General features: G+C 59.2%; 22 protein-coding genes. 7 read left to right on the top strand and 15 right to left on the bottom strand.

Annotated elements, in window-relative coordinates:
• Nucleotides 1-4 precede the first annotated feature (4 nt).
• Nucleotides 5-316 carry a 50S ribosomal protein L21 gene (rplU, locus tag AACX78_RS06065; RefSeq protein WP_005304210.1) on the bottom strand — a complete coding sequence of 104 codons (312 nt, stop codon included), beginning with the start codon at nt 314-316 and terminating at the stop codon, nt 5-7.
• Between the two features lie 242 nt (nt 317-558).
• Between rplU and ispB the strand changes: the two genes are divergently transcribed.
• Nucleotides 559-1530 carry an octaprenyl diphosphate synthase gene (gene ispB, locus AACX78_RS06060; protein WP_005311674.1) on the top strand — a complete coding sequence of 324 codons (972 nt, stop codon included), beginning with the start codon at nt 559-561 and terminating at the stop codon, nt 1528-1530.
• A gap of 93 nt (nt 1531-1623) precedes the next feature.
• On the opposite strand, the gene AACX78_RS06055 is transcribed toward ispB, so the two are convergent.
• The 10 genes from AACX78_RS06055 to AACX78_RS06010 form a co-directional block, all read right to left on the bottom strand.
• Nucleotides 1624-1812, bottom strand: coding sequence for a DUF2065 domain-containing protein (locus AACX78_RS06055; RefSeq protein ID WP_005311672.1), 189 nt, complete (start codon nt 1810-1812; stop codon nt 1624-1626).
• A 102-nt stretch (nt 1813-1914) separates the two neighbouring features.
• On the bottom strand, nt 1915-2799 hold the full coding sequence (hflC, locus tag AACX78_RS06050; RefSeq protein ID WP_021138371.1) for a protease modulator HflC: 885 nt from the start codon (nt 2797-2799) through the stop codon (nt 1915-1917).
• 3 nt (nt 2800-2802) lie between these two features.
• The gene (hflK, locus tag AACX78_RS06045) at nt 2803-3954 is read right to left on the bottom strand and encodes an FtsH protease activity modulator HflK (protein WP_021138372.1); all 1152 of its coding nucleotides are present in this window, start codon (nt 3952-3954) and stop codon (nt 2803-2805) included.
• Nucleotides 3955-4046: 92 nt separating this feature from the next.
• Nucleotides 4047-5333: a ribosome rescue GTPase HflX gene (hflX, locus tag AACX78_RS06040; protein ID WP_021138373.1), complete on the bottom strand. Its 1287-nt coding sequence runs from the start codon at nt 5331-5333 to the stop codon at nt 4047-4049.
• Nucleotides 5334-5396: 63 nt separating this feature from the next.
• On the bottom strand, nt 5397-5660 hold the full coding sequence (gene hfq, locus AACX78_RS06035; protein ID WP_005311664.1) for an RNA chaperone Hfq: 264 nt from the start codon (nt 5658-5660) through the stop codon (nt 5397-5399).
• 70 nt (nt 5661-5730) lie between these two features.
• Nucleotides 5731-6648: a tRNA (adenosine(37)-N6)-dimethylallyltransferase MiaA gene (gene miaA / locus AACX78_RS06030; RefSeq protein WP_080697378.1), complete on the bottom strand. Its 918-nt coding sequence runs from the start codon at nt 6646-6648 to the stop codon at nt 5731-5733.
• 98 nt (nt 6649-6746) lie between these two features.
• Nucleotides 6747-8630, bottom strand: a complete 1884-nt coding sequence (gene mutL / locus AACX78_RS06025; protein WP_159165660.1) for a DNA mismatch repair endonuclease MutL — start codon at nt 8628-8630, stop codon at nt 6747-6749.
• 72 nt (nt 8631-8702) lie between these two features.
• A complete protein-coding gene (locus AACX78_RS06020; RefSeq protein ID WP_236556291.1) occupies nt 8703-10394 on the bottom strand; it encodes an N-acetylmuramoyl-L-alanine amidase in 1692 nt (563 codons plus the stop codon).
• A 23-nt stretch (nt 10395-10417) separates the two neighbouring features.
• Nucleotides 10418-10891, bottom strand: coding sequence for a tRNA (adenosine(37)-N6)-threonylcarbamoyltransferase complex ATPase subunit type 1 TsaE (gene tsaE / locus AACX78_RS06015; protein ID WP_005311656.1), 474 nt, complete (start codon nt 10889-10891; stop codon nt 10418-10420).
• A gap of 8 nt (nt 10892-10899) precedes the next feature.
• Entirely contained in the window at nt 10900-12411 is a 1512-nt protein-coding gene (locus tag AACX78_RS06010; protein WP_159165658.1) for an NAD(P)H-hydrate dehydratase, read from the bottom strand.
• Between the two features lie 190 nt (nt 12412-12601).
• Here AACX78_RS06010 and queG point away from each other — a divergent pair, with 190 nt between their 5' ends.
• Nucleotides 12602-13756, top strand: coding sequence for a tRNA epoxyqueuosine(34) reductase QueG (gene queG / locus AACX78_RS06005; RefSeq protein WP_159165657.1), 1155 nt, complete (start codon nt 12602-12604; stop codon nt 13754-13756).
• Between the two features lie 92 nt (nt 13757-13848).
• Nucleotides 13849-14598 (top strand): polyphosphate--glucose phosphotransferase, encoded by a 750-nt coding sequence (gene ppgK / locus AACX78_RS06000; RefSeq protein WP_159165656.1) that lies wholly within the window; start codon nt 13849-13851, stop codon nt 14596-14598.
• An 80-nt stretch (nt 14599-14678) separates the two neighbouring features.
• Here the strand turns inward: ppgK and AACX78_RS05995 are convergent, their stop codons facing one another.
• Nucleotides 14679-15134: a hypothetical protein gene (locus tag AACX78_RS05995; RefSeq protein ID WP_059113136.1), complete on the bottom strand. Its 456-nt coding sequence runs from the start codon at nt 15132-15134 to the stop codon at nt 14679-14681.
• A gap of 461 nt (nt 15135-15595) precedes the next feature.
• Between AACX78_RS05995 and metN the strand changes: the two genes are divergently transcribed.
• The 4 genes from metN (at nt 15596) to rfaH (ending at nt 18789) form a co-directional block, all read left to right on the top strand.
• On the top strand, nt 15596-16639 hold the full coding sequence (gene metN, locus AACX78_RS05990; RefSeq protein ID WP_021138381.1) for a methionine ABC transporter ATP-binding protein MetN: 1044 nt from the start codon (nt 15596-15598) through the stop codon (nt 16637-16639).
• A gap of 76 nt (nt 16640-16715) precedes the next feature.
• Nucleotides 16716-17369 carry a methionine ABC transporter permease gene (locus tag AACX78_RS05985; protein WP_159165655.1) on the top strand — a complete coding sequence of 218 codons (654 nt, stop codon included), beginning with the start codon at nt 16716-16718 and terminating at the stop codon, nt 17367-17369.
• Nucleotides 17370-17395: 26 nt separating this feature from the next.
• Entirely contained in the window at nt 17396-18196 is an 801-nt protein-coding gene (metQ, locus tag AACX78_RS05980; protein WP_005311642.1) for a methionine ABC transporter substrate-binding lipoprotein MetQ, read from the top strand.
• A gap of 95 nt (nt 18197-18291) precedes the next feature.
• Complete coding sequence (gene rfaH, locus AACX78_RS05975; protein ID WP_005311640.1) at nt 18292-18789, top strand: transcription/translation regulatory transformer protein RfaH; 498 nt, start codon at nt 18292-18294, stop codon at nt 18787-18789.
• Between the two features lie 180 nt (nt 18790-18969).
• Here the strand turns inward: rfaH and AACX78_RS05970 are convergent, their stop codons facing one another.
• From AACX78_RS05970 to AACX78_RS05960, 3 genes are read right to left on the bottom strand one after another with little or no spacing between them, the layout of a single operon-like run.
• Nucleotides 18970-20946 carry a methyl-accepting chemotaxis protein gene (locus AACX78_RS05970; RefSeq protein WP_159165654.1) on the bottom strand — a complete coding sequence of 659 codons (1977 nt, stop codon included), beginning with the start codon at nt 20944-20946 and terminating at the stop codon, nt 18970-18972.
• Between the two features lie 38 nt (nt 20947-20984).
• Nucleotides 20985-22196 (bottom strand): EAL domain-containing response regulator, encoded by a 1212-nt coding sequence (locus AACX78_RS05965; protein WP_058393629.1) that lies wholly within the window; start codon nt 22194-22196, stop codon nt 20985-20987.
• A complete protein-coding gene (locus tag AACX78_RS05960; RefSeq protein ID WP_159165653.1) occupies nt 22177-26457 on the bottom strand; it encodes an ATP-binding protein in 4281 nt (1426 codons plus the stop codon). Before AACX78_RS05960 ends, AACX78_RS05965 begins: the two co-directional genes overlap by 20 nt.
• Between the last annotated feature and the right edge of the window lie 32 nt (nt 26458-26489).

Below are 26489 nucleotides of genomic sequence, written 5' to 3'. Positions count from 1 at the left end.
CTAATTAAGCGCTGATGCCAGTGATTTTGACTTCAGTGAACCACTGACGGTGGCCCGCTTGCTTACGATGGTGCTTACGACGACGGAACTTGACGATAGTCACTTTCTCGCCACGGCCGTGAGCCACAACTTCAGCTACAACCTTGCCACCTTCAACGAAAGGAGCACCTACTTTAAAAGTGTCGCCTGCAGCAACCATCAGAACTTCATTGAAGTCGATAGTAGCGCCAGTCTCAACGTTCAGCTTTTCCAGACGAACGATTTGACCTTCGGCCACACGGTGTTGTTTTCCGCCGCTTTGGAATACCGCGTACATTTGATTAACTCCGTAAAGGCGTGTCTTTTGCTCAAGGCCAGACACGCGCAAAAACCTATAACAATGGGCCGGCATTCTACGCAAATCGATTTGCTCAGGCAAGGCCAATTTAGCAAAAAGTTTATTTTGTGCGCATATCTGCCGCCGTGAATAAACGCTTAACTGTAACCCATTGTGAAATCGTGTAGAATCCCCGCCATTACTAAAACCGCAGTTATTGCTGCCGTCACGTTACGAGACTTATGGACCAACAGACTATCCGTGCGCTCTGTGCTGCCGACATGACGGCGGTGAATGAACTGATCCTGGCGAGACTTCAGTCCGATGTCAGCCTGATCAACCAGCTGGGTTTCTATATTGTCAGTGCAGGCGGGAAACGGATGCGCCCCATGCTGACAGTGATGGCCGCCCGCGCACTGGGATATGAAGGTCAGGATCATCTCAAACTCGCCGCCATCATCGAATTCATTCATACCTCTACCCTGCTGCACGACGACGTGGTCGACGAATCCGATCTGCGCCGTGGCCGGGAGACCGCCAATGCGCTGTTTGGCAATGCTGCCAGCGTGCTGGTCGGCGACTACCTCTACAGCCGCTCCTTCCAGATGATGAGCGAGCTTTCCAACCTGCGAGTGATGGAAATCCTGTCGGATGCCACCAATACCATCGCAGAGGGGGAAGTGTTGCAGCTGATGAACTGCAACGATCCGGACACCACGGAACAGAGCTACATGACGGTCATCTACTGCAAGACCGCCAAACTGTTCGAGGCCGCCACCCGCCTCGCGGCCGTGCTGACCCATCAGCCCGAGCCCGTCGAGCAGGCCATGACCGACTACGGCAAGTATCTGGGCACAGCATTCCAGATCATCGATGACGTCATGGACTACTGCTCCCAAAGCGATGAGATGGGCAAGAACGTCGGTGACGATCTGGCCGAAGGCAAACCGACCCTGCCGCTGCTGCGGGCCATGGAAGTGGGCTCACCCGAAGAGCGCCAGCTGGTGCGTGATGCCATCGAGCATCGCAACGGCATGGAGCATCTCGACCAGATTCTCGGGATTCTCGACCGCACCGGTGCGCTGGAATACTCACGCATGCGAGCCCGGGAAGAGGCTGACAAGGCCATTGCCGCTCTCGCCATCCTGCCGGACTCCCAGCACAAGCAGGCGCTGGAAACCCTGGCCCAGATGGCGGTACAACGCAGCGCCTGAGTCAACGACTCCTGCTTGCTGGATGAAAAAAGAGGCCTCGGGCCTCTTTTTTATTGTCTGCGCTGCAATGGAACTCAGAGCCAGCCACATGATTCAGTGACCCAGCATCCAGAGGATGACGGCGCCCGCCACCACCAGAGATCCACCGATACGGCGCAGTTGTTCCGGTGGCTGTTCGCTCAGCAGCCGCAGCATCTGTTGCCAAGCTTTGGGCATCAGCAAGGGGCCAAGCCCTTCAAACAGCAATAGCAGCCCCAATCCCATCAAAATGGATGTCAGCATCCCATCTCCTCGCGCAAAAAAGCCGCCCGTATCGGCGGTTGGTCTCATGCCATAAAGCAAAAGGGCCTGAATCATCAGGCCCTTTGGTCTTATGCTTGTCTCTTACTGCTTGGCGCCGTGAGGAGACTTGAGGTAGCGGAAGAACTCGCTGTCTGGTTTGAGCACCATCAGGTCGTTACCACCGGCAAAACTCTTGCGATAGGCCTCCATGCTACGCACGAAGCTGAAAAACTCGGGGTCTTTCTTGTAGCTGTCGGCATAGATTTTGGCGGCTTCGGCATCACCTTCACCACGCAGCTGACGCGCATTACTCTCGGCATCGGCGATCATGACGGTCACTTTGCGGTCGATGTCAGCACGCAGGATTTCAGCCTGCTCGCGACCCTGGGAGCGATGCTCACGGGCTACCGCATTACGTTCGGCACGCATCCGCTGATAGATGGAGTTGGAGACCTCGACCGGCAGGTTGATCTGCTTGATCCGCACGTCTACCACTCTGATGCCGAGCTCGGAGGAGCGCGCCATCTTCATCAGGGCATCTTCCATCACGGTACTGCGCTCACCGGAGACGATGTCCTTGATGGTGCGGTTACCGATCTCGGAACGCAGACCGTTGTTGATCTTGCGCTTGAGCAGGTCTTCAGCCTGGATCTTGTTGCCACCACCCGTTGCCAGGTAGTACCGGGAGAAATCCTCGATCTTCCACTTCACGTAGGAGTCGATGATGAGATCTTTCTTCTCGGAGGTCACGAAACGGTCAGCCTGGCTGTCGATAGTCTGGATGCGAGCATCCATCTTGCGAACCTGATCGATGAAGGGCACCTTGAAGTGCAGGCCCGGCTCATAGAGCCGAGCTTCACCGGATTCAACCCGCTTCACCTTGCCAAACTGCACCACTATCCCTTTTTGCCCTTCATCAACAACAAAGATGGAGGAGAAGCAGACCATGGCAGCCACAGCGATGACACCAATAGCTATTTTTTTCATCTATTAGTTTCTCCCTGAGCTGAAACGATCACCGCTACGCAGCGGAGTCGGAGTGGAGTTTGCACCGTCATTGGTGACCGGTGCCGCATCGGCGGCAGTCACTGCACTGGCAGATCGCGCAGGCGAGACAGCATTGGCTTGACCAGACAGCTTATCGAGAGGCAGATAGATCATGCTGTTGTTACCATCAGGCATGTCGACCAGCACCTTGTTGGCCTGTTGATAGAGCTCTTCCATGGTTTCCAGGTAGATACGCTCACGAGTCAAGTCAGGCGCGGCCTGGTACTGGGGCAACAGCTCGTTGAAACGAGCAACTTCACCCTTGGCCTTCAGCACAATCTGGGACTTGTAACCCTCGGCTTCCTGTTCCAGCCGCTTGACAGTACCACGTGCTTTTGGCTCGACTTCACGGGCATAGGCTTCCGCTTCACGAATGAAGCGTTGCTCATCTTCCTGGGCTGAGATGGCATCATCGAAGGCGTCTTTAACCTCTTCTGGCGGACGAGCCGGCAAGAAGTTGACGTCGACAATCTGCAAACCCATCTGATAAGGCGTGACTATCTTTTCGATGCCATCCCAGGTTTCACGACGAACTTGCTCACGCCCTGTGGTCAAAATATCATCCATACGGGTATGGCCGACGACATAACGCAGTGAACTGTCGGTAGCCTGGCCCAGACTCTCTTCAGCATTGGTCACGCTGAACAGATACTGTTCGGGATCGACGACTCGGTACTGCACGTCCATCTCGACCCGCACCACGTTTTCATCCTGAGTCAGCATAAAACCTGAAGCAGGCAGAGAACGCACTGACTCCACATCCACCGGGATCACCCGATCGATGAAGGTCGGCTTCCAGCGCAAGCCGGGCTCTACGTTGTGAGAGTACTCGCCAAAACGCAGAATAACCCCTCGTTCAGCTTCGCGAATGGTGTAGAAGCCGCTGACGACCCACACCACCACAGCGATCACCAAGGCGATAGAGAGACCGAAACGGCCCATCTCGCCACCTGACTTGCCACCACCCAGCAAACCACCAAAACGGCGGCTTACCTTGCGCAACATCTCGTCCAGATCAGGGGGTCCCTGATTCTTGCCGTTGTTCCCCCAAGGGTCACGGTCTTTGCCGTTGTTTCCAGGCTCATTCCAAGCCATCAGCATCTCCATTAATACAAGCGGATGGATATCACCTCTATCTGATCATCAATCGTGGATGAAGCCTGTAAACATTCATCTTCATCCACGACTCAATGCCTGATAAAGCGTTGTAAATTCTCGCCTTCCTGTTTCACGAGGCGGTTCCAGTCGGCCAATTGCAGCCGAACTTGCAACACAAAATCCCCCTCCTCGCTGAAACCTTCCTGCTCAATGCCTTTGAGACGATAGAGCGCACTTCGCAATCTGGCGGCCGAAGGGGGCAACTGCAAGGTGTGATGCACCATGGATCCGGCCAGCAACTCGGTCAGGGCCGTAAACAGGTATTCACAGCCTTCACCGCTCTGGGCAGACAACCAGAGTCGCACCGGGCGCCCCTCATCATCCCGCTCCAGACCTGCCGGACGATCCGCCAGCTTGTCTATCTTGTTACAGATCATCAACTGGGGTCGGTCATCCGCCTCAATTTCGGCCAACACTTGCTGTACCGAATCGATATTCTCTTGCATCTGTTCGTCGGCACAGTCCACCACGTGCAGCAACAAGTCCGCTTCGCGGGTCTCCTGCAGCGTCGCTTTGAAGGCCGCGACCAGATCATGGGGCAAGTGTCGAATAAATCCAACTGTATCCGCCAAAATCACATCACCCACATCCCGGATCACCAATTTACGCAAGGTGGGATCCAGTGTTGCGAACAATTGGTCGGCAGCATACACGCTGGCAGCTGTAAGTTGGTTGAACAAAGTGGACTTTCCGGCGTTGGTGTAACCAACCAGTGATACGGTCGGTACCTCATTGCGGTTACGGGCACGACGGCCCTGTTCCCGCTGTTTGGCCACTTTGTCGAGCCGACGCAAAATCGCCTTGATGCGCTCACGCAACAGGCGACGGTCGGTTTCCAGCTGGGTTTCACCCGGGCCGCGCAGACCGATCCCGCCCTTCTGACGTTCAAGGTGGGTCCAGCCTCGCACCAGGCGAGTAGAAAGATGGCGTAACTGGGCAAGTTCGACCTGCAACTTGCCTTCGTGGGTTCGGGCGCGCTGGGCAAAGATATCCAGGATCAGGCCGGTTCTGTCCACGACACGGCACTGGAACAGGCGTTCCAGATTGCGTTCCTGGGCAGGGGTCAGGGCATGGTTGAAGATCACCACGTCTGCGCCCAGCATCTGCACCTGGGACGCGATCTCTTCAGCCTTGCCGCTGCCGACAAAGAGTTTGGCGCTGGGGGCACTGCGGTTGGTGGTCACCACCCCCAATGCATTGACGCCGGCCGAGCTCACCAACATCTTGAGCTCTTCCAGATCCTCCCGCTCACCCTCATCACTGAAGTTGACGTGCACCAGAACGGCCTGTTCGCCGGCTTCATAACGGTCAAACAAGCGCTTGCTCCTTGGCAGGAATCATGACGAATCTGAATTGGCGAGTCGTCTCGCCTCGAGATATCACGCTTCAGCTTCACCCTGTTCTTCGCCAGCTGCGCCAGGGACGTGCTGGTGATGGTTGACGGCGCGGGCCGGCACCACGGTGGAAATAGCGTGCTTGTAGACCATCTGGCTCACGGTGTTCTTCAGCAAAATGACAAACTGGTCAAACGATTCGATCTGACCCTGCAGTTTGATGCCGTTCACCAAATAAATAGAAACAGGAATCCGCTCACGGCGCAGCGCATTCAAAAACGGGTCTTGGAGAGATTGCCCCTTAGCCATCTTCTTTTCCTTATAGTTTGTTGTTTTTAAACACCGGATATCAATATAACAACCTGATTATACAGGAGTGTCAAGCCACTCCGGCACGGGCAACGACCCTTGCCAGATTGCCAGACTCACCAGATTCCAGCCAGGTGACTTCAGGCCAACCGCGCAACCAGGTCATTTGACGCTTGGCCAACTGGCGGGTGGCAACAATACCGCGATAGCGCATCTCATCATACTCCACTTCCCCTGCCAGGTAGTCCCACATTTGGCGGTAGCCAACGCAGCGAATAGCTGGCAGGTCGGGGGTGAGATCGCCTCGTTCATAAAGCGCACGCACCTCTTGCTCGAAGCCACTTTGCAACATCTTGTCAAAGCGCTGTTCGATGCGCTTGTGCAACAGGGCGCGATCGCTCGGGGCAATGGCAAACTGGTGCACCCGATATGGCAACCCTTCTCCCTGCACCTGGGTCAGCTCGGTCAGGGTCTTGCCACTGATGCGATACACCTCCAAGGCCCGGCTAAGACGCTGCGGATCATTGGGATGAATGCGCGCGCCGGCGACCGGATCGATCCGCACCAGCTCATCGTGCAGCGCCTGCCAGCCGAGGCGTGCAGCCTCCTCTTCCAGCTCGGCGCGAATGGCCGGATCGGCGGATGGCAGCGGAGAAAGCCCCTCCAGCAGTGCCTTGAAATAGAGCATTGTGCCCCCCACCAGCAGCGGAATGCGGCCACGGGCGACAATATCGTTCATCTCCCGCAGGGCATCGCGGCAAAAGTCGGCGGCCGAATAGCTCAGGGCAGGATCGATAATATCGATCAACTTGTGGGGAGCCAGAGCCAACTCTTGCGCCGTCGGCTTGGCAGTTCCTATATCCATGCCGCGATAGATAAGCGCAGAGTCCACGCTGATGATGTCGCAAGGCAGGGTTTGGCACAGGGCGATGGCGAGATCCGTCTTGCCGGAGGCCGTTGGCCCCATCAAAAAAATTGCATTCGGCAAGTCAGCCACGTTCAAATTCCTCGATCAGATTTACCAGCAACAGCGAGCACATCACGGGCTTATTGCCAGACTGTGTGTTGGAACAAGCACTCGGCAACTCAGCCACCATCTGCAAACGCCTCCAGCACTGTCGTCAGCGACACGGGGCGCACCATGCGAATATCTGCCAATTGGTCACTGAAATCGGCCACAAGTTCCGTCAGCAAGCGATTGGCTGTTGAAAAATCGTATATTTTTTCGTGGCTTACCCCCTGCTCAACCAGCCATTGGCATAATACTTCAGCCAGCTGGCTCGCATCACTGTCAGATCCGCTCTCGATAATTTGCAACAATTCGGGTAATAGCCGCACCAGATCGGTCTGGCGCAGCAAGGCTGGCACCCGAGTCAGGATCATGGTGTCACGCCCCCCGCTTTTCAACTCCAGCCCCATCCGTTTGAGCAAACGTTCCTGCTCTTCAACCAGCGCTATCAGGTTTTTCGGCAGCTTGAACGAAACTGGCAGCAACAGGGGTTGCGCAGCCAGCCCCTGGCCCCAGGCTTCCAGCAACCAGTTGCGCAGCAACAGGCGTTCGGCCCGCACCAGGGAGAGCAGCGCCAGCTGGCCATCTCGCACCAACAACAGATAGGCCTGCTCCACCAGGGTGAGTGCCTGCCAGATTCCAGGCGCTGTCTGAGCTGCTGCACTGGGCACCATTGCAGCGGTAGCGGATGCAGCAGACGCGGGCCCGGCACCAGGCAAGGTGGTGAGCAGTGCGCCCATGCCCCGCATCGCCTCCCGGCTGGGCGGCTCGGGCGGTTGGTAGTTGCCGGCACGTGCCGCGCCCCTTTCTCGTACTTCATTCGTCGAGGCAGGAGCCCGATAGCTGTGTTCGGCGCCATACCACTCGGGACGAGGTGCCTGCCCTGGGTATTCAATCTGCCCGCTGACAGGCAGCTCGACCAAGGTTTCGGCCAGCGGCTCTTCCTGATGAGCGGCGCAGACCCCTTCGCGGCGCAGCGCAGTAAACAACGCCTGAAAGATAAAGTCGTGGATCAGCCGCGCCTGATGAAAGCGCACCTCGTGCTTGGCAGGATGGACGTTCACATCCACCTGGTGGGGATCCAGCTCGATATAGAGCACATAGGCGGCGAAGCGGTCGGTGGGCAGCAGCTCGTCATAGGCCTGGCGGATGGCATGATTGATGAGCTTGTCGCGCATCATGCGACCGTTGACATAGGTATATTGCAGGTCGTTCTGCGGTCTGGCCCCCTCAGGCAGCGCCAGCCACCCCCACAGACGTACGTCGCTATGTTCGCTCTCCACCGCCAGCGCATGGTGCATGAAGGGGGTGCCACAAACAGTGGCGAGCCGGCGCTCCTGCTCCGCCACCGTATTGGCAGCCTTGTACTGGCGCATTACCTTGCCGTTGTGACGCAAGATCAGGGTGACATCGAAACGGGAGAGCGCAATGCGGCGCACCAGCTCATCGATATGGGCAAATTCGGTCTTTTCACTGCGCATGAACTTGCGCCGCGCCGGGGTATTGAAGAAGAGATCTACCACTTCCACTGTGGTGCCCACCGGGTGGGCCGCCGGTTTGACGGTGACGTTCATCTCTCGCCCTTCCGCCTGTGCCTGCCAGGCTTCGGACTGATCCTGGGTGCGGGAGGTAAATGTGAGACGGGAGACAGAGCTGATGGAGGCGAGCGCCTCCCCGCGAAAGCCGAGACTGCAGATCCCTTCCAGATCATCCAGGGTCGCCACCTTGGAGGTCGCGTGCCGTGACAACGCCAGCACCAGCTCGTCTTTGGCGACGCCGCAGCCGTTGTCACGGATGCGGATCAGCTTGGCACCCCCCTTGTCGATGTCGATTTCGACCCGGTCGGCCCCCGCGTCCAGGCTGTTTTCCACCAGCTCTTTCACCACAGAAGAGGGCCGCTCCACCACCTCTCCGGCGGCAATCTGGTTGGCCAGGATAGGGGGTAATATACGGATCGGCATCACTTACTCCTGAATTTCAATCTTGCGATGGTATACGCCAACACGGGGTGCGGCATCGCCAGCTCCCGCGCGTCAGTTTTGGGGAATGTAGAGCACCTGCCCTACTTGGATATCCCGCGACTTGAGCTTGTTGATCTCCACCAGCCGCGCCTGACTCACCCCATTCTTCTCGGCAAGGCGGGAGAGACTCTCGCCCCGCTTGACCACATGGCGGATCATCTGCGACTTGTCGTCACTGCGAACGGGGGCGGCACTGCGGCTCTGTCCCTGCTGGGGGATATATATTGTCTGACCAATCTGAATATCCCGGCTGCGCAGCTGGTTGATTTCAACCAATGTGGACTGACTCACCCCATGCCTCTCGGCAAGGCGGGAGAGGCTCTCGCCCCGTTTGACCACATGGCGGAGCATCCGCGATTTGTCATAGTCGCCCACATTACTGACCGGCGCACCCGTCTCTTGCGCTGCCGCCGAGTAAGGCTTGATCACCCCGGCTCCGGAGCTGGTCGCAGCACCACCGTCGCGGGCAGTGGCGGGCATCTTGTTGGTCACGACCGGCTGCGACTGTACTTGCCTGGGCTGGCTCACCGACTGCTGGGCCACAGGCGCAGGGCGAGTGGTAGCTGCCGGCCGACTGGCCTGCCCCTTGCCGCTCAGCAAGGCGCCCTTGGTCGGATGAGCGCGGTAGTAATTGCGGATCCCCTCGAAGATGGCACGGGCCAGCTTGTCTTGATAGGCGGGGGTAGCCAGCAGCTTCTCTTCCGCATGGTTGGAGATAAAACCTGTCTCTACCAGCACGGAAGGAATGTCCGGGGCTTTCAGCACTGCCAGACTGGCATGCTCCGGCGCCTTTTTGTGCAATCTGGCCACCTTGCCCATGGAGCGCAGGATCTGGCGACTGACGTCATAGCCCTCGGCACGGGACTTGTCCATGGAGAGATCGAGGAAGGTTTGCGCCAGATAGGGATTAGGGTCGGATTCGGCCAATACCTTGCCTACCCCGCCCAGCAGTTCCCCCTGTTTCTCCTGCTTCTCCAGCCAGCTGCCCATCTCGCGGTTGGCACGGTTGGTAGACAGCACCCAGACAGAAGCGCCGCGCGGCGTCGAGTTGTGGAAGCTGTCCGCGTGGACGGAGACCAGCAGATCCGCCTTGGCCTTGCGGGCAATTTCGGAGCGCTTGTTCAGATCCACGAAGTAGTCCCCGCGGCGAGTCAGCACGGCGCGCATGCCAGGTTCCCTGTCAATAAGTGCCGCCAGCTTCTGGGATACCGCCAGGGTAACTCGCTTCTCATAGGTGCGACGGGGGCCGATGGAGCCCGGATCTTCCCCGCCGTGGCCCGGATCGATGGCGATCACCACCCCCTTGCCCTTGCCCCCCACAGGGGTGGCTTGCACGGCGGCGGCAGAGCGTTTCTCTTCATAAGGCAGGTCTATCACCAACCTGTGGCCATAGGGGCCTGCCGGTGCCAGCGGAAATACCACGGGTTTGATGGTGGAACTGAGATCCAGCACCAGCCGCAGTCCACCCTTCTCCAACGGCGAGCTCTCGCGGATCTTGCGCACCAGCTCGCTGTTGTTCCCGATACTGGCCAGATTGGCGACGTTGTTCGCCCCTTTGAGGTCGATCACCAGTCGATCCGGGCCGGTCAGGGTGAAGTAGTTGTAATTGGGAGCACTGCTCATGTCGAGCACCACCCGGGTGTTATCCGGCGATGGCCATACCCGCACACTCTTGAGCTGATTCGCCCAGGAGGGTAAGGCCATCAGAGAGAGGGCAATAACAAGGATCAAGCGCACGTAGATGACAACCGTTCCAGAATGGCTTCGCCAATAGCAGTGCGGGCTTCTATCAGAGCCTCACGCTGCTCGTTTACATAAGTCAGAGTAATGTCCAGATCGGGCGCCGGCAGCCAGCCTTCCCCCTTCTCCGGCCACTCCACCAGGCAGAGGGTATTGGCAGCAAAGTAGTCCCGGATCCCCATGAACTCCAGCTCTTCCGGATCAGCCAGACGATAGAGATCAAAGTGATAAACCTGCCAATCGGCCAGTTCATAGGGTTCAACCAGTGTATAGGTCGGGCTCTTGACCTTGCCCTGATGCCCCAGCCCTTGCACCCAGCCACGGGTCAAGGTGGTTTTTCCGGCCCCGAGGGAGCCGTGCAAGAACACCGTGGTCGCCTGCAGGCAGGCATGTGCCAGACGGCCACCCAGTGCCACTGTTGCTGCCTCATCCGGCAGTGTCATCATCAACTGTTTTGCCATGTTCTTCTTTAACTTGTTATGGAGTCGGGATTAACCAGTCGACGGATAAAGGGCAGCAGGTCTGATGCCAGCATACCCCTCTCTCCGTCTGCGGCGGCCAGATCGGCCGCTTCCCCGTGGATCACGGCTCCAAGCCGGGTTGCCTCGACGGCAGACCAGCCCTGAGCCAACAGGGCGGCGATTATACCAGACAAGAGATCGCCCATACCGCCACTGGCCATGCCGGGATTGCCCTCATCACAGAGCGCGATTTGCTTGCCGTCATCAATGAGCGACCCAGCGCCCTTGAGCAGCACTACGCCGCCAAAGCGTTGCTGCAGGCGCCGCACAGCGGCAAAACGATCCGCTGCAATATCGGCAATGGAGCAGCCCAACAGGCGTGCCGCCTCACCCGGGTGAGGCGTGAGCACCCAATTATCCTGATGACGGGGACATAGCGCCAGCCAATTCAATCCATCGGCATCCAATACCAGCGGTAACCTGTCATTGACCAATAATTCAAAATGGCGCCGACCCCATTCGTCCTGACCGAGTCCCGGCCCCACCAGCCGCACCGTGGCCCACTGCTCATCCGTATCAACCACTGAGTTCATAAACTCGGCTTGATAGAGGCTGACGGGCCCATGACTCGGATGCTGGCACACCCGTACCAGACCCGCTCCCGCCCGCAGGCAGGCAAGACCCGCCAGCACTATGGCTCCCTGCATGCCCACATTGCCCCCGGCCAGCAGCACCTTGCCGTGGGAGCCCTTGTGAGCCGAGCGCTGGCGCGGGGTAAGCAGGTGTTTGAGGCCGGGATAATCAATCCGCTCAGCCGCCGCTTGCAGCGTCTCCTCTGGCATGACCCCGAGGGGATCGCAGTCGAGCTGGCCCACCCCATCCACACCATCGCTGGTAAGCATGCCCTGCTTGATGCCGATGAAGGTGAGGGTGCGAGTGGCACGCACCAGCGCCCCCATGGCGCAGCCGGTATCGGCATTGAGGCCGGAGGGCAGATCCACCGCCAACACAGGCGCGCCCAAGCGATTGATTGTTGCGACGATCTTTGTCAGAAGCGGCGATAGGTGGGTATGGACACCCGTGCCAAGCAGTGCATCTATCACCAGGTCCGGCGGCGGCAGTGAGTCCAGCTCGCTGGCGCCTGCCATCAGCACAGTCCCCCCCAGCGCCAGCCAGTCATCGGCGGCTCGCCTGGCATCCCCTTTCAGCTCGTCAGGCGCTCTGGCGGCGATCACCCGGGGTTCAAAGCCTATCTGTCTGGCGAGACGCGCCAGCACATAGCCATCCCCGCCGTTGTTGCCCGGGCCGACAAAGATCCACCATCGGCGGCTCTGCGGCCAATGATGAGCGGCATAGGTACGCAGCGCCGCACCGGCACGCTCCATCAGGGCGTAGCGTTCCTGCCCTTCTCGCTCGGCCCAGCGCTGCTCCAGCGCGCGGATCTGTTCAGTCCGCCACAGTGATTGTGGTAAACTGCGCACCTCTTTCCCGCTGATAGCATCCCCGATGACCTTTACCATGATGGCTCCTGACTTTCATCCATTAGCCCTGGCTGAGACGCTTCGGGCACGCGATGCGACATGACCACATCTGATTTTCACTGCCGGTTGACCCAGGACATCAAGCCTTTCGGACCAGATGCAGCATGACCATACCTGATTTTCACCGTCGATTGACTCTGGATATCAAGCCTGTGGGGCTCGATGCCGCATGACTACGCCTGATTTTCAGCAGTTGGCTCACGATATCAAGCTATGGGCAGGCGAGCTAGGATTTGACCAGGTCGGTATCACGGACACGGATCTTACCCTCGAGGAGCCCAGGCTGCAGGCTTGGCTCGATGCAGGCCATCACGGCAGCATGGACTACATGGCCCGACACGGCATGATGCGGGCCCGCCCCCATGAGCTGCTGCCGGGCACACTGCGGGTAGTGTCGGTGCGCATGAACTACCTCCCCTTCGAGGCGGGTTTTGCCGCCACCCTGCGCGATCCGACCCTCGGATACATCAGCCGCTACGCTCTCGGCCGCGACTACCACAAAGTGCTGCGCAACCGCCTCAAGCAACTGGGGGAGCGGATCGAACAGCGTTGTCAGGCGCTGTTTCAAACCACCCAGGACACAATGGGAGAGTGGCGCCCCTTCGTCGACTCGGCCCCCATACTGGAGCGGCCGCTGGCCGCCAAGGCCGGGCTGGGCTGGGTCGGCAAGCATTCGCTACTGCTCAACGAATCGGCCGGTTCTTTCTTTTTTCTGGGGGAGCTGCTGCTCGGCCTGCCCCTGCCCATCGATGCCCCGGTGGAAAAAGAGCAGTGCGGCAAGTGCGTGGCCTGCATCAATATTTGCCCGACCGGTGCCATAGTCGCGCCCTATGTGGTGGATGGGCGCCGCTGCATCTCCTACCTCACCATAGAGAACGACGGTCCCATCCCGAAAGAGTTCAGGCCGCTCATGGGCAATCGCATCTATGGTTGTGATGACTGCCAGCTCATCTGCCCCTGGAATCGCTATGCAGATGCAAGCCCGGAACCCGACTTCAAAGCGCGCCCCAACCTGCACCGCCCGCCCCTGCTGGAGCTGTGGCGCTGGGCCGAGAGCGAATTTCTCAAGCACACTGAGGGGAGCCCGATCCGGCGCATCGGCTATCAACGCTGGCGCCGCAACCTGGCGGTGGCGCTTGGCAACGGCCCGGCTACACCAGAGGTGATCGCCGCCCTGCAACTGGCGCTCACCAGCGCAGAGCCCATGGTGGCCGAACACATAGCGTGGGCACTGACGACCCTGGCCAAACGCCAGCAGGATGACAACAAAAAGACACGCTTGCTGATCCGTTGCATCGAAAAAGGTCTGCCGGATCACGCATAAGCGATCTGCCCCTTGCCGGATGCACGCCATTTTTTCATGCTCTGTCGGCGGTTAACCGTCGGCACCATAAGCACTATAAAAGGAACAATCTGATGCAGATGTTGGGAGTGGATATCGGTGGCTCAGGGATCAAGGGATGCCTGGTCGATACCGAAACAGGCGAGCTGATTGGCGAACGCCACCGTCTGGCAACACCGCAACCGGCTACCCCGGCGGCCGTGGCACATACCCTCAAGGCACTGGTAGAACACTTCCAATGGAAGGGCCCTGTGGGTTGCGGCTTTCCCGCCACCATCCACAACGGCATCGCCAAGAGCGCGGCCAACATCGACAAGAGCTGGATCGAAACCGATGCTGTACACCTGTTTTCGGATGTGACCGGCCTGCCCTGCCATGTGCTCAACGATGCCGATGCGGCGGGCCTGGCCGAGATGCGCTTTGGTGCCGGCAAGGATCGCAAGGGGATCATCATCCTCATCACTGTCGGTACCGGCATAGGTACTGCCGTGTTCGTCAACGGCCAGCTGCTGCCCAACACCGAGCTGGGTCACCTGATGCTGGAAGGCATGGTAGCCGAGCACTACTGCTCGGATGCGGTGCGCAAGCGGGAGGATCTCTCCTGGAATCGCTGGGGAAAACGCTTCAACAAGTATTTGGCACGACTGGAGTTTTTGTTTTCCCCCGACCTCTTTATCCTGGGGGGCGGCAGCTCAGCCAAGCTCGACAAATTCATCGATCGCATCGAGACCCGGGCACCGCTGGTGGCAGCCGCCAGCCTCAATCAGGCTGGCATCATAGGGGCTGCCCTTCATGCGGCCGAACGCAGCGCCGAACAGCAGTAAGGCGGCATCCCCTCTTTGGGTCGATGATAGAAAAGAGGCCCGGCAAATGCCGGGCCTCTTTCGTTGCACCTTTACCGCGGCTAGATGTCGTCGAGCCGATGCACACCGTGTACCAGTCGGGTCAAGCGGGTTTGTTCCAGCGACGCCAGCGAGGTCAGCAAGGCAGCCGTCTCGTCGGTCGGGCACTCACGGGCCAGATGGCTCAGCTCGCCGATGAGTTTTTCTTCCTGACGACACACCTGCTGCACTATGTCCTGAGTCTGGGCAGTGGCAGGTAGTGCCAACCGCTGGATCTCGGGCAACAGATCCTCGCTGAAGCCCCGCTCCAGCCAGGTTTCCTTGACGCCCTGACTCAGCTGTCCCTGATAATCGTGCAGATGGGCACTCGCTTCATCCTCCCGCCCTTGCAGATACGCCAGCAACATGCGGCTACGTTCGCCATCCACTTCTGCCATCAGTCGCCCATAACAGAGTCCGAGCTGGTGATGAACCTGTTCGAGGTAAGACAGCAAATCCTTGATCTGTTGAAATCGCATCACTCACTCCTCCTGCCATGCCACACCTGTTGAGTATAAAAAACAACCACACATATCCCAAACCAAAGGCGGTCACTTTTTGTGCTGCATCAAGGGGATGGATAACAAAAGAGATAAAGGAACAAAGTGGAACGATTTGTGCCATCTTGGTGGCAGCCAAAGAGTGCGAACAGCACTCCTGCTCTCATGACCAACAAAACAGAAATGGAAAGCTATATTCGGAGAAAATCAACAATAGCCAAATACAATATTGCAGCCTGATAAACCACTGTCGTCGTTAGTCATCCGGCGAGAATCCTTATCACTTTTTTAGACGTCTAGACGTAGAAACATGCGTTGACATAGCCATCCAGACATCTTAGCATCATCCTCCATGATGACAGAGTAACCCAGTGGAACCTCTGCCCAATTCACCCGCCTGTAGCGCCCTGTGCTTTAAGGCTGTTAGCACGGAAGAATCCATGATTAAGTTGATCGGTCTCAACAAAGTCTACGGTAAAGGCAGTGATGCCGTGCACGCCCTGCGTGACGTGAGCCTGCATGTGCCACAAGGCAAAATTTTCGGGGTGATCGGTGCCTCCGGTGCCGGCAAGAGTACCCTCATCCGTTGTGTCAACCTGCTGGAGCGCCCGACAGAGGGGCAGGTCATCGTCGACGGCCAGGACCTGACAGCGCTGCCGGAGCGGGAGCTGACCCAGGCCCGCCGCCAGATCGGCATGATTTTTCAGCACTTCAACCTGCTCTCCTCCCGCACAGTGTTCGCCAATATCGCGTTCCCGCTGGAACTGGCAGGCTGGAGCAAGGCCCAAATCCAGACCCGGGTCTTTGAGCTGCTGGCGCTGGTCGGGCTGGAAGCCCGCGCCCACGCTTATCCGTCCGAGCTGTCCGGCGGTCAGAAGCAGCGTGTCGCCATCGCCCGCGCCCTGGCACCAGCTCCCAAGGTATTGCTGTGTGACGAAGCCACCTCGGCCCTCGACCCGCAGACCACACGTTCGATCCTGAGCTTGCTCAAGGAGATCAACGTCAAGCTGGGGCTCACCATCTTGCTCATCACCCACGAGATGGATGTGGTGAAGGGGATCTGTGATGACGTGGCCATCATCAGCGACGGCAGTCTGATCGAGCAGGGCGAGGTCGCCTGGTTCTTCAGCAATGCCAAGACCCAGCTGGCCCGTGATTTCATCCACTCCACCATCCATCTGGAGGTGCCGCAGGAGTATCAGGACCGCATGAGCAGCGAGCGAGTGGCGGGCAGTTATCCGCTGGTGAAGCTCGGCTTTACCGGCAGCACCGTCGATACACCGCTGATTTCAGAGGCGAGTCGTCGCTTCAACATCGATATCAGCATACTGAGCGCCGATATCGAGTACGCCGGGGGCGTCAAGTTCGGCTTCCTGCTGGCAGAATTGTTCGGGGATGAGGCCCAGTGCGAGGCGACTCAGCAATTCCTGATAGACAACCATATTCAGCTGGAGGTCATGGGTTATGTCCGCAGCAACGACTGATCTGCTCATCACTGCCCTCAAGGGCTGCCAGACGCAGTCCCTGATCACAATCGCATTCAGCTGGAGGTAATGGGTTATGTCCGAAGCCATGATTAATCTGCTGGTCACCGCCCTCGGTGATACCCTGCTGATGGTGCTTGCCTCCGCCCTGTTTGGCTGCCTGCTTGGCCTGCCCCTTGGAGTGGCACTGCATGTCACCAAGGCGGGCCAGATCCTGGCCAACCCGGCCCTGAACAAGCTGCTCGGCATCCTTGTCAACATTGGCCGCTCCGTGCCCTTCATCATTCTGCTGGTGGCCATCATTCCGCTGACCCGGCTGATCGTCGGCACCAGCATAGGCACCATAGCCGCCATAGTACCGCTGACCATAGGTGCCGTGCCCTTCATCGCCCGCTTGGTGGAAGGTGCTCTGATGGAGGTGCCGGACGGCTTGCTGGAAGCGGCCAAGGCCATGGGTGCCAAACCTTTGCAGATCATCACCAAGGTGCTGCTGCCAGAAGCCCTGCCCGGCATCATCAACAGCGTCACCATTACCCTGGTCACGCTGGTGAACTACTCCGCCATGGCCGGTGCCATCGGAGGGGGTGGCCTGGGCGATGTGGGTATTCGCTACGGTTATCAGCGCTTTGACCCCACCGTCATGCTGGCAACCGTTGTGATTCTGGTTTTACTGGTTCAAATCATCCAGAGCGCGGGTGAGCGCCTGGTCAACACATGTGATCATCGTTAATCGTCGATTTCTGACAGGAGGTTTTTATGAAATTTGGCATTAAATCCGTTGCGGCAGCCTTGTTGGCTGGCCTGGTACTGGCCGGTTGCGGTCAAAAAGAAGAGAGCAAGACCCTGAAAGTGGGCGCCATTGCCGGGGCGGAATCCCAGCTGGTGGAAGCCGCGGCCAAGGTCGCCAAGGACAAGTTCGGTCTGGATGTCGAAGTGGTCACCTTCTCCGACTTTGCCACCCCGAACGTGGCCCTGAACGATGGCAGCATCGATCTGAACGCCTTCCAGCACAAACCGTATCTGGATAGCCAGGTCAAGGATCGCGGCTTCGATCTGGTACCGGTTGGCAACACCTTCGTCTACCCCATCGCCGGCTACTCCAAGAAGATCAAGGCCCTGGCCGATCTGAAAGAGGGCGCGCAAATCGCCGTGCCGAACGACCCGACCAACCTGGGCCGCTCTCTGATCCTGCTGCAAAAGCAGGGCCTGCTGACCCTGAAAGAAGGCACAGGTCTGGAAGCGACAGTGCTCGACATCGCCAGCAACCCGAAAAAGCTGAAGATTGTTGAACTGGAAGCGGCACAACTGCCCCGCTCCCTGGAAGATGTGGACCTGGCCATCATCAATACCGTGTATGCCTCCCAGATCGATCTGCTGCCAGGCCGTGACGGTCTGTTCGTGGAAGACAAGGATTCTCCCTATGTCAACCTGCTCGTCTCCCGTGGCAACAACAAGGATGACGCCAAGGTGAAGGAGTTCGTCCAGGCCTTCCAGAGCGACGAAGTGTACAAAACTGCTGACGAATTGTTCAAAGGCGGCATCGTCAAAGGTTGGTAATCACTCACTCAGCAAAAAAGGCCACGCCAAGCGTGGCCTTTTTTATTGCCGCGGTTATCATAACCGGGAGCACGGCAACACGAACGTAACAGAACATGAAAAAATGGTATCTGGCCTACTGCAAGCCAAAGGAAGAGGCCCGCGCACGCGCCCATCTCGAAGCCCAGGGGATTGAGTCCTATTACCCCATGGTCGAGATCGAGAAGCTGCGACGGGGCAAGCGTGTCCCTGTGCGGGAACCCATGTTTCCCAACTATCTGTTTATCTATGTGGATCTGGAGGAGGTCACGCCGGTCACCCTGAAGTCGACCCGTGGCATCAGCCGCATCATCCACTTCGGCAAGGAGTGGACCGCCATCAGCAGCCAGCTGGTTTATCAGTTGATGAGCCGTGACGACAGCGACGAGGCGAGAGCCAGCTACGCCAACCTGCCGACCCAGGGCGACAAGGTATTGATCGAATCGGGCCCATTGGCCGGATTCGAGGCGATTTATCTGGAACCGGATGGAGAGAAACGCGCCATCCTGCTGGTCAGCCTGCTCAACCAGGAGACCTCCAGCAGCTTCGACAATCAGGCTTTTCGCCGCCTGTAATGACCCTCATCAGGCAGGCGTTCATGACAAACAACGCCTCATTCCTCCTGGTGAGCCGGCTCAACTAGGAGGCCTCCAGCAGCTTCGATAATCAGGCTGTCTGCCGCTTGTACCAATGCTGAGGCGGGCCATCTGGCCCGCCTCATTTATTTATCCAGATCATCCGCCTTGGCGGCGTTATCAGGCCCCCAGTTCGAAGCGACTGATGACGGACGTCAAACGACCCGTATCCTGTGCCAGTCTGGCCACTATCTCTTCCCCCTGCTGGCTGCGCTGGCTCGATTGCCGGCTCAGCCCGGCGATCTCTTCCACTGTGCCCGCCACCTCCTGGGCAACCCGCGACTGCTGCTCGGTAGCGGTGGCAATGGCCCCCAGCTGACCGGACAGATCCTGCACCAGCTGCAGCATGGTATCCAGGGTCTGCGTCACAGAGGCAACGGCGTTGCGGCCCTGTTCGACCAACTGGGTACCGCTGCCGACCGTGCTCACCGTCTGGCGGGTCTGTTGCTGAATGCTGGCGATGGTCTGACTGATCTCCTCGGTTGATTGACTGGTGCGACTGGCAAGCAGACGCACCTCATCAGCCACCACGGCAAAGCCACGCCCCTGCTCCCCGGCTCGCGCCGCCTCGATGGCAGCATTGAGCGCCAGCAGATTGGTCTGCTCGGCTATGGTAGCGATCACCTCGGTCACCCGGCCGACCTGTTCGCTCTGGGCACTGAGCAGCCCCATGGCCTGATTGGCCTGAGCTATCATGGCGGCAATCTCCTGCATTGTGGTGGTCATGCGACCGAGGGCGCTGCCCCCTTGCTGTGTCTGTCCCTCAGCCTGGTGGGCCACTCGAGCCGCCTCGGCTATGTTCCCCGCCACATCACGGGTGCTGACCGACATCTGTTCGATCGCCGCCGCCACCGTATCCACCCGCTGATTCTGGCTCGCCAGATCGTCGACGATGGCCCTGGTGGTGTTACCCACCTCGACACACGCCCCTTCCACCTGCCCCACGGCGCCCTGGATCTCGCCGACCAGCTGACGCAGCTGCAGCGACATCTGGTTGATGGATCCCGTCAATCCACCCAGCTCATCCTGACTCTGCACCGGCAGAGGGCGGGACGGCAGACGGCCGTTGGCCACCAGATCGGCCCGCACCACCAGACTGGCGATGTCCCGGGTCAGACGGCGACTGAACAGCAGGGCGACCAGGGTGCCCAGCACTATGACGGTCAGGGTAGCCAGCAACAGGGTACGGTTGATGGTCTGACCGGCACTGGCCATCTTCTCCCCCATGCTGTCCACTTCAGAGCGAGTCTGGGTCACCTGGGCGGCCAGCTGACTGGCCAGCTGGGTCAACGCAGGTTCTATGTCGGTTGCCATCAGATGATTGGCCTGATCCCAGTCCGGGGCCTGACGCTTGCTTATCACCTGACCGACCAGTTCGGCAAAGGGCGCTGACATCTCTTCAAACAGCGACCAGAGGCTCTTCTGGGCCTCGGAGAAATTGGCCTGCTGCTGTTTCAGCTCGGCGACCCGCTGCTGATGGAACTGGTAGTAATCCTGATACTTGGTGCCATATTCGGGGTCACCCGAGATGAGGAAGTCGCGCAGGGCTGAGAGGGCATTGGAGAGGCTGTTATACGCATCCCCCACCTGCTTGAGCAGCAGGCGGCGATCCCCTGGCAACTGATCCTGCGGGGTGGCCACTTCTTCATTGGCGAATGACTGCAACTGATCGAGGGCCGCTTCTGCCAGCGGGCCCGCCTCCAGCAGCATGAGCGTGTGGGCGGGCAGGTTCTCCTCTGTGTGGGCGATGGCCCATACCTGCTCCTGGCGTCCTTTGAAGGCCTTGAGCGACTGGGCAAGTGCGGGAGTGAACTGCTGCTGCTCGATGGCTTGCCAGGCCCCTTCCCACTCCTGTTTGAGGCGGGAGGCCTGGACCGGATCCTTGCCAAGAATGAGATAACCACGCAAGGAGGAGACGGTGGCCACCAGCGCCTTCTGGCTCGCCTCATCCCGTTGCAGGGCAGGCAGCGCCTGCTCCAGCAGCGCTGTCTCGACCTCGCCGATCCGGCCGAGCTGGTGATAGACAAGGCCGGAGGAGAGGATCACCAACAGATTGATAAAACAGAAACTAAACAACAACTTGCTTGAAATTTTCATGAACGTCCTTGTTCAACTGCGGGCATGCCGCCTGGCGATCAGTCCCCGATCAGGCCGGGTAACCGTTCGCGCCAGGTGTCGTGCCACCCCATCAATTCATCCCGCGGCATGGGCCGGGCGGAGAAGAAGCCCTGACACACGTCGCACCCCAATCTGGCCAGCAGCCGCCAGGTCAATTCATCCTCCACCCCTTCGGCGACCGACTTGAGTCCCAACTTGCGGGCCAGTTCGATACTTGACTCTATTATGGCCAAGCGGGAGGGGTCCTCATAGCAGCGATCGACGAAAGAGCGATCCAGTTTGAGCTCGGTGAAGGGCAGCAGCGCCAGCTGCTGCATGGAGGAGTAGCCGGTCCCGAAGTCATCGATGGAGAGGCCAAAGCCGTGCATCCGCAGCCGGGTCAGCACTTCCAGCGACTTGCCCAGATCCTTGACGAACGAGCTTTCGGTCACCTCCAGGGTGATGAGCTCGGGGTTGATGCTCCAGCGCTGGCACTGGTTGATCAGGGTATTGCAGAGATCCCCCTCGATGAGGGAGGTGGTTGAGAGGTTCATCGACAGATTGAGGGAGAGACCTGTCTGCTCCCACAGGTGGCCGTCACGCAACGACTTGCTGATGATCACCTCGGTCAGTTGATCGATGAGGCCGTTGTTCTCCGCCAGGGGGATGAAGCGCACCGGCGAGATGAGGCCGTAGTCAGGGTGCTGCCAACGGGCAAGCGCCTCCATGCCGACCCAGTGCCCCGAGCCAAAACTCACCTTGGGCTGATACCAGGGCAGCAGTTGATCCTGCTCCAGCGCCCGGCTCAGCTCATCCAGCGTCAGGCTGTGGCCATCTTCCTCCTGGGCCCGCTCCTGCTGTGGGCGCCAGGCGCCGATCAGCTGGCTGATCTGCTGCTGGCTGGAGGGCTTTTCGATGCGCCCAAGCACCTGCAGGCCATAGGCGGCACTCATCCGCAACACGGCCTCGACCACGTCATCTTCCAGTGCGCTGGAAAGGATGATACCGCCACGAAAGCCCCCGAGGGACAGACGGCGAAGCAACGCCATGCCATCCATGCCGGGCATGCGCAGATCGCAAAACAGAATGTCGACCTGATGGCGCTGACACATTGCCAGTGCCTCCACGCCATCCTGAGCCTCCAGCAGTGAGGTATACCCGAGCCCACGGATCTGGTGCATCAGTGCCTTGCGCTGAAACGCGTGGTCTTCCACCACCATGATCGCCAACTCATGCTGTGTCTTGTTCATCGAGCCATAGTCCAATTTCGCGTGTTATAGAGTTCATCAGCGCCTGTACTGTCTGGCTCAACTCGGTGAGTTCTTCCAGTTGTTTCAGTCGGGCCGCCGCTTCGAGTCGGGCAGCTTCCTCTGCCAATGGTAGCTGTCCTACCATGCGGGCAGCCCCCTTGATGCGGTGCGCAGTCTCTACCAGAGCATACGTATCCTGACGGGCCAATGCCTGCATCATGTCATCACTATCCTGGCGGTTGGAATCCAGATACTCCCGCGCCATGCTGCGGGCCACCGCCTCATCGCCAAACAGCGAGATCCAGCATGCCCCCAGATCCGCAGCGGGTTCGGCAGGCACAGGTATCACCTCGGCGACCGGTGCAACGACCGGCAACCAGTCCTCCAGCATCTGGCGCAAGGTATCCAGGGTGTAAGGCTTGAACAGCATGTCGTTCATGCCGGCCTCCTGCATCTGCAGACTGGCTTCTTCTGACGTATCCGCCGTGACGCCAATGATGGGCGCCTGCTCCCCCTGTCCTCGCAGGGTCCGCGTCAGGGTATAGCCATCCATCACCGGCATGTGGCAATCGGTGAGCAGCAAGGCAAAATCTTGCCCCTGCCAGGTGCGCAGCGCCTTCTCGCCATCATCCACCACCTCGGCATCCACCCCCAGAATGGCGAGCTGACGGGCCAGCAGGGCACGGTTGATGGGATGATCATCGGCCACCAGCACGCGTCCTTGCAACTTGGCCGTATGGGCCTCGACCGGATTGATCGCTTTCTCTCCCAGCAGCTGATGGCAGGTTTCCAGCAACAGATCCGGATAGAGCGGGGATTGCCCCAGGCGCCACCAGGCATCCGACCCCATGCGTCCGCGCAGTGCCTCCAGCGGGGAGAGCACTATGCCCTTGAGCGCGGATTGCTGTAAACGTGTCAGCCAGTCACTGCCCTGGGCCTGTTCCAGCCAGCCCTCCTCCGCGAACAGCAAGCCACTCAGTGGCTGTTGCCACTGCTGAGGATCCAGACGATTCAGCTTGGCCCCCAGCCGCTGCATGGCAGACTGCAAGGCGGCATCCTCGCCAAACAGCCACCATTCCTGACCCGCCAGCGCAGGTGCATCCCATCGACTCTCGGTCAACGGAAAGCTGAACGTCAGGCGGGTTCCCTGGCCGGGTTTGCTCTCAAGGGCCAGGCTGCCTCCCATTTTCTGGGCCAGCTGATGACAGATGGCCAGCCCCAGCCCTGTGCCGCCAAAGCGTCGATTTATGTCGGATTCCACCTGCTCGAATGGGGTAAACAGGCGATCCTGCTTCGCTTCGGCAATGCCGATACCGGTATCACTGACAGCGATGAGCAGTTGTTCGGCGCGATAACTGACCTGAATGCGGATCTCCCCCCGCTCGGTGAACTTGACCGCATTGTTGAGCAGATTGGAGAGCACCTGTCCCACCCGCACAGCATCGATACGCGCCTGGTCCGGCACGTCTGGCGCCCAATCCAGTGTCACTTTGAGCCCCTTGCCATGGGCCAGGGTGGCATGACCACGGATCACATCACAGATCACGGAGGCGAGACGGCAGGCTTGATAATGCAGTTGCAGCTGGCCCGCCTCTATCTTGGAAAAGTCGAGCACATCGTTGACCAAATAGAGCAGGTTGTTGGTTGAGGTGATGACGTTGCGCAGCATGTAACGCTGATCTTCATTCAATTCGCTCATCTGCAGCAGCTCCAGCATGCCGTGCATGCCGGAGATGGGGGTTCTGAGTTCGTGGCTCATGGTGGCGAGGAAACGGCTGCGCACCTGCATCGCCTGCTCCGCATAGGCGCGCGCCTCCCTCAGCTCATGCTCCTGACGCTTGAGGGCAGTGATGTCCTGGATCACGCCGTTGAGGATAAGATTCCCCTCCTCCTGCGGCACGAAACTGCCGCGCACCTGCAGGTAGCGATCCCCCTCAGGGCGCTCTACCTTTACCTCCAGGTCGAGCGGTGCCAGTGTCTCGGCGTGGTTGGCGACCTTGCTGACAAAATCCTGCAGCGCCTCTTCGGTAAAGCCGAACACCTCGCCCCCGGACTCTGCCGACAGCATCTCCTGCTGGCTGGCCCCCAGGATCTCGTTCGCCCCTTGCGAGGCATAGAGGAAGCGCCCCTGGCCCGGCCCCTGCCACAGGTACTGATATACGATACCCGGCATGCTGTCGGTGATCTGGGTGAGCCGGGTCTCTGCCTTGCGGGCCCGCGCCTCGGCTTCCTTGATACGGGTCACATCGGTGAGCACCGTCAGTACACCCAGCATATCGCCGCTCGGTGAGCGGTAGGGGCGCTTGGCATAGATGACGTGAAACAGGGTGCCATCCTGGCGGCGACTGTAACCAGCCCCTTCCAGCTGCTTGCCGCTGTGCCACACATCCTGTTCCTCTTTGAGCACACGCTCACGCTCCTGGGGCGGCATGCCGTCAAGATCGATACACTCCTCGCCCACGCAGGCACCAAGGAAAGCATCCCGATAAGCCTGGTTGCACAGCGTGATGCTCTGCTCCCGGTCACGCAGTGCCACCATGTTGGGCAGGGAGTTGAGCAGGGTCTGTACGAAGGTCAGCTGCTCGTTCAATTTGCGCTCGGCCAGCTGGCGCTGGACTATCTGGCGACGCAGCGTGCGGTTCCAGCCCATGAACAACAGCACGCAGAGCAGGAAGGCCCCCATACCGAAAGAGGACCAGAGCAGAACGGTCGCCGGGTTGATGCCGGTCTGGATGGTGAGGGAGAGCCACTTCTGTTCCAGCCTCGACAACTCGTCAGGCCGGATGGAGAGCAAGACCTTGGTCAGGATCTGCTGCAACATGGGATCTTGCTGATGGGCCGCCATGGCGATGGGCACTCGCAACTCGTTGCCGGAGAAAACTACCTGATAGCGGTTGTTGAACCCTTTCTGCAACGCCAGTTGCAGCGTCGTCATGCTCATCAGCACATAATCGACCTCATTCTGATCGAGCAGGGGAAGCAACTGGGTGTCACTGCTGACCGTTACCGGATAGGCTCCCACCTCCTTGAGCACCAGCTCCTCCACAGAACCACCGACTATGCCTACCTTGCGCCCTTTGAGCTGATTGAGATCCTCAAGCTCAGCCACCCCCTGTCTGGCCGCGATCACTCTGTGGATGAAGGCGTACTCAGGGGTAAACAGAGAGAATTGGCGGCGCTCGGGCGTCGGCGTCATGGCCGGAATGAAATCCAGTTTGCGCGCCTGGAACAGCGCCTGGGTTTCGGTCCAGCTGCTGGTCGGTACCAGAGTGAACTTGAGACCGGACCGGGTGCTCATCACATTGAGCAGGTCGGCGATGAACCCCTTGAGCTGACCCGCACTGTCGATCTCGCTCACCGCTGGCCAGTCAGGTGCAACGCCGAACTTGAGCGAGGGATGCAAGGCCAGCCAATTGAGCTCGCTCTGGTTGAAGACAATCTGGCGAGGGCCATGGGCCAGTTCATAGTCGACTATGCCCCCCGTCTCCAGAATGCGGCGCCGATCCTCAAGGGGGATGTCGTTGAGCGCCAGCTCCAGCAGCTCCAGCAGTCCCTGATTATTGGGTCCCACTGCCATGGCCAGAGAGGCATCCGTCACCCAGTCCGGGGTGATCACTTTCAGGCCGGCCTGCTGCTGCAGGCGTTGCAAGCGTACCAGGGCAGGCAGATCGGCCAGATAGGCGTCTGCCAACCCCTTTTTCACCATGAAGACGGCCTCGTCGCTGCTGTCTGCCTGCGCCAGCTGGTCCATGCCCAGCTTCTCAAGGTCCTCACAGGAGTTGAATCCCTGTTCACACACCCAGCGTAATTGACGAGCCGCCGCCAGGGAGAGGGTGTCGTTCCCCTTCGCCAGCAGCACACCGCGAGGCAACCCCATGAGATCCGAGGTAAACCGCATTTTCTGTTGCCGCGAGGCACTGGGGGTCACGCCGATCAGCATGTCGACCTCGCCATCAAGCAGCGCTTGCTGGGCACCAGCGTAGTAGGGATAGGTCTTGTAGCGCAGCGTCAGTCCCAGCCGACCTGCAACCAGAGAGGCAAAATCATCCAGCGGACCACTGAACCCCCCTCGGCTATTGGCATAGACGTAAGGGGGCCAGGCCACAGAGGGCATGCCGACAACCAGATCGCTGCGCGAGGCGAGCCACAGGCGCTCAGACAGCCCCAGCCGGTCCTTGTCCAGACTGGTTTGTGCCACAGCCAAATGGCCCCAGCAGGCAAGCCAGCACAGCAGGAAGGCGCGATAGCAAAGACGCAACATGGATAACTCCTGAACAGATCGGAGAGCGATAA

Source organism: Aeromonas sp. 9A, from assembly GCF_963900955.1.
GTDB classification, from domain to species: domain Bacteria; phylum Pseudomonadota; class Gammaproteobacteria; order Enterobacterales; family Aeromonadaceae; genus Aeromonas; species Aeromonas salmonicida.
This window is presented reverse-complemented; position numbering and strand designations above follow the sequence as displayed.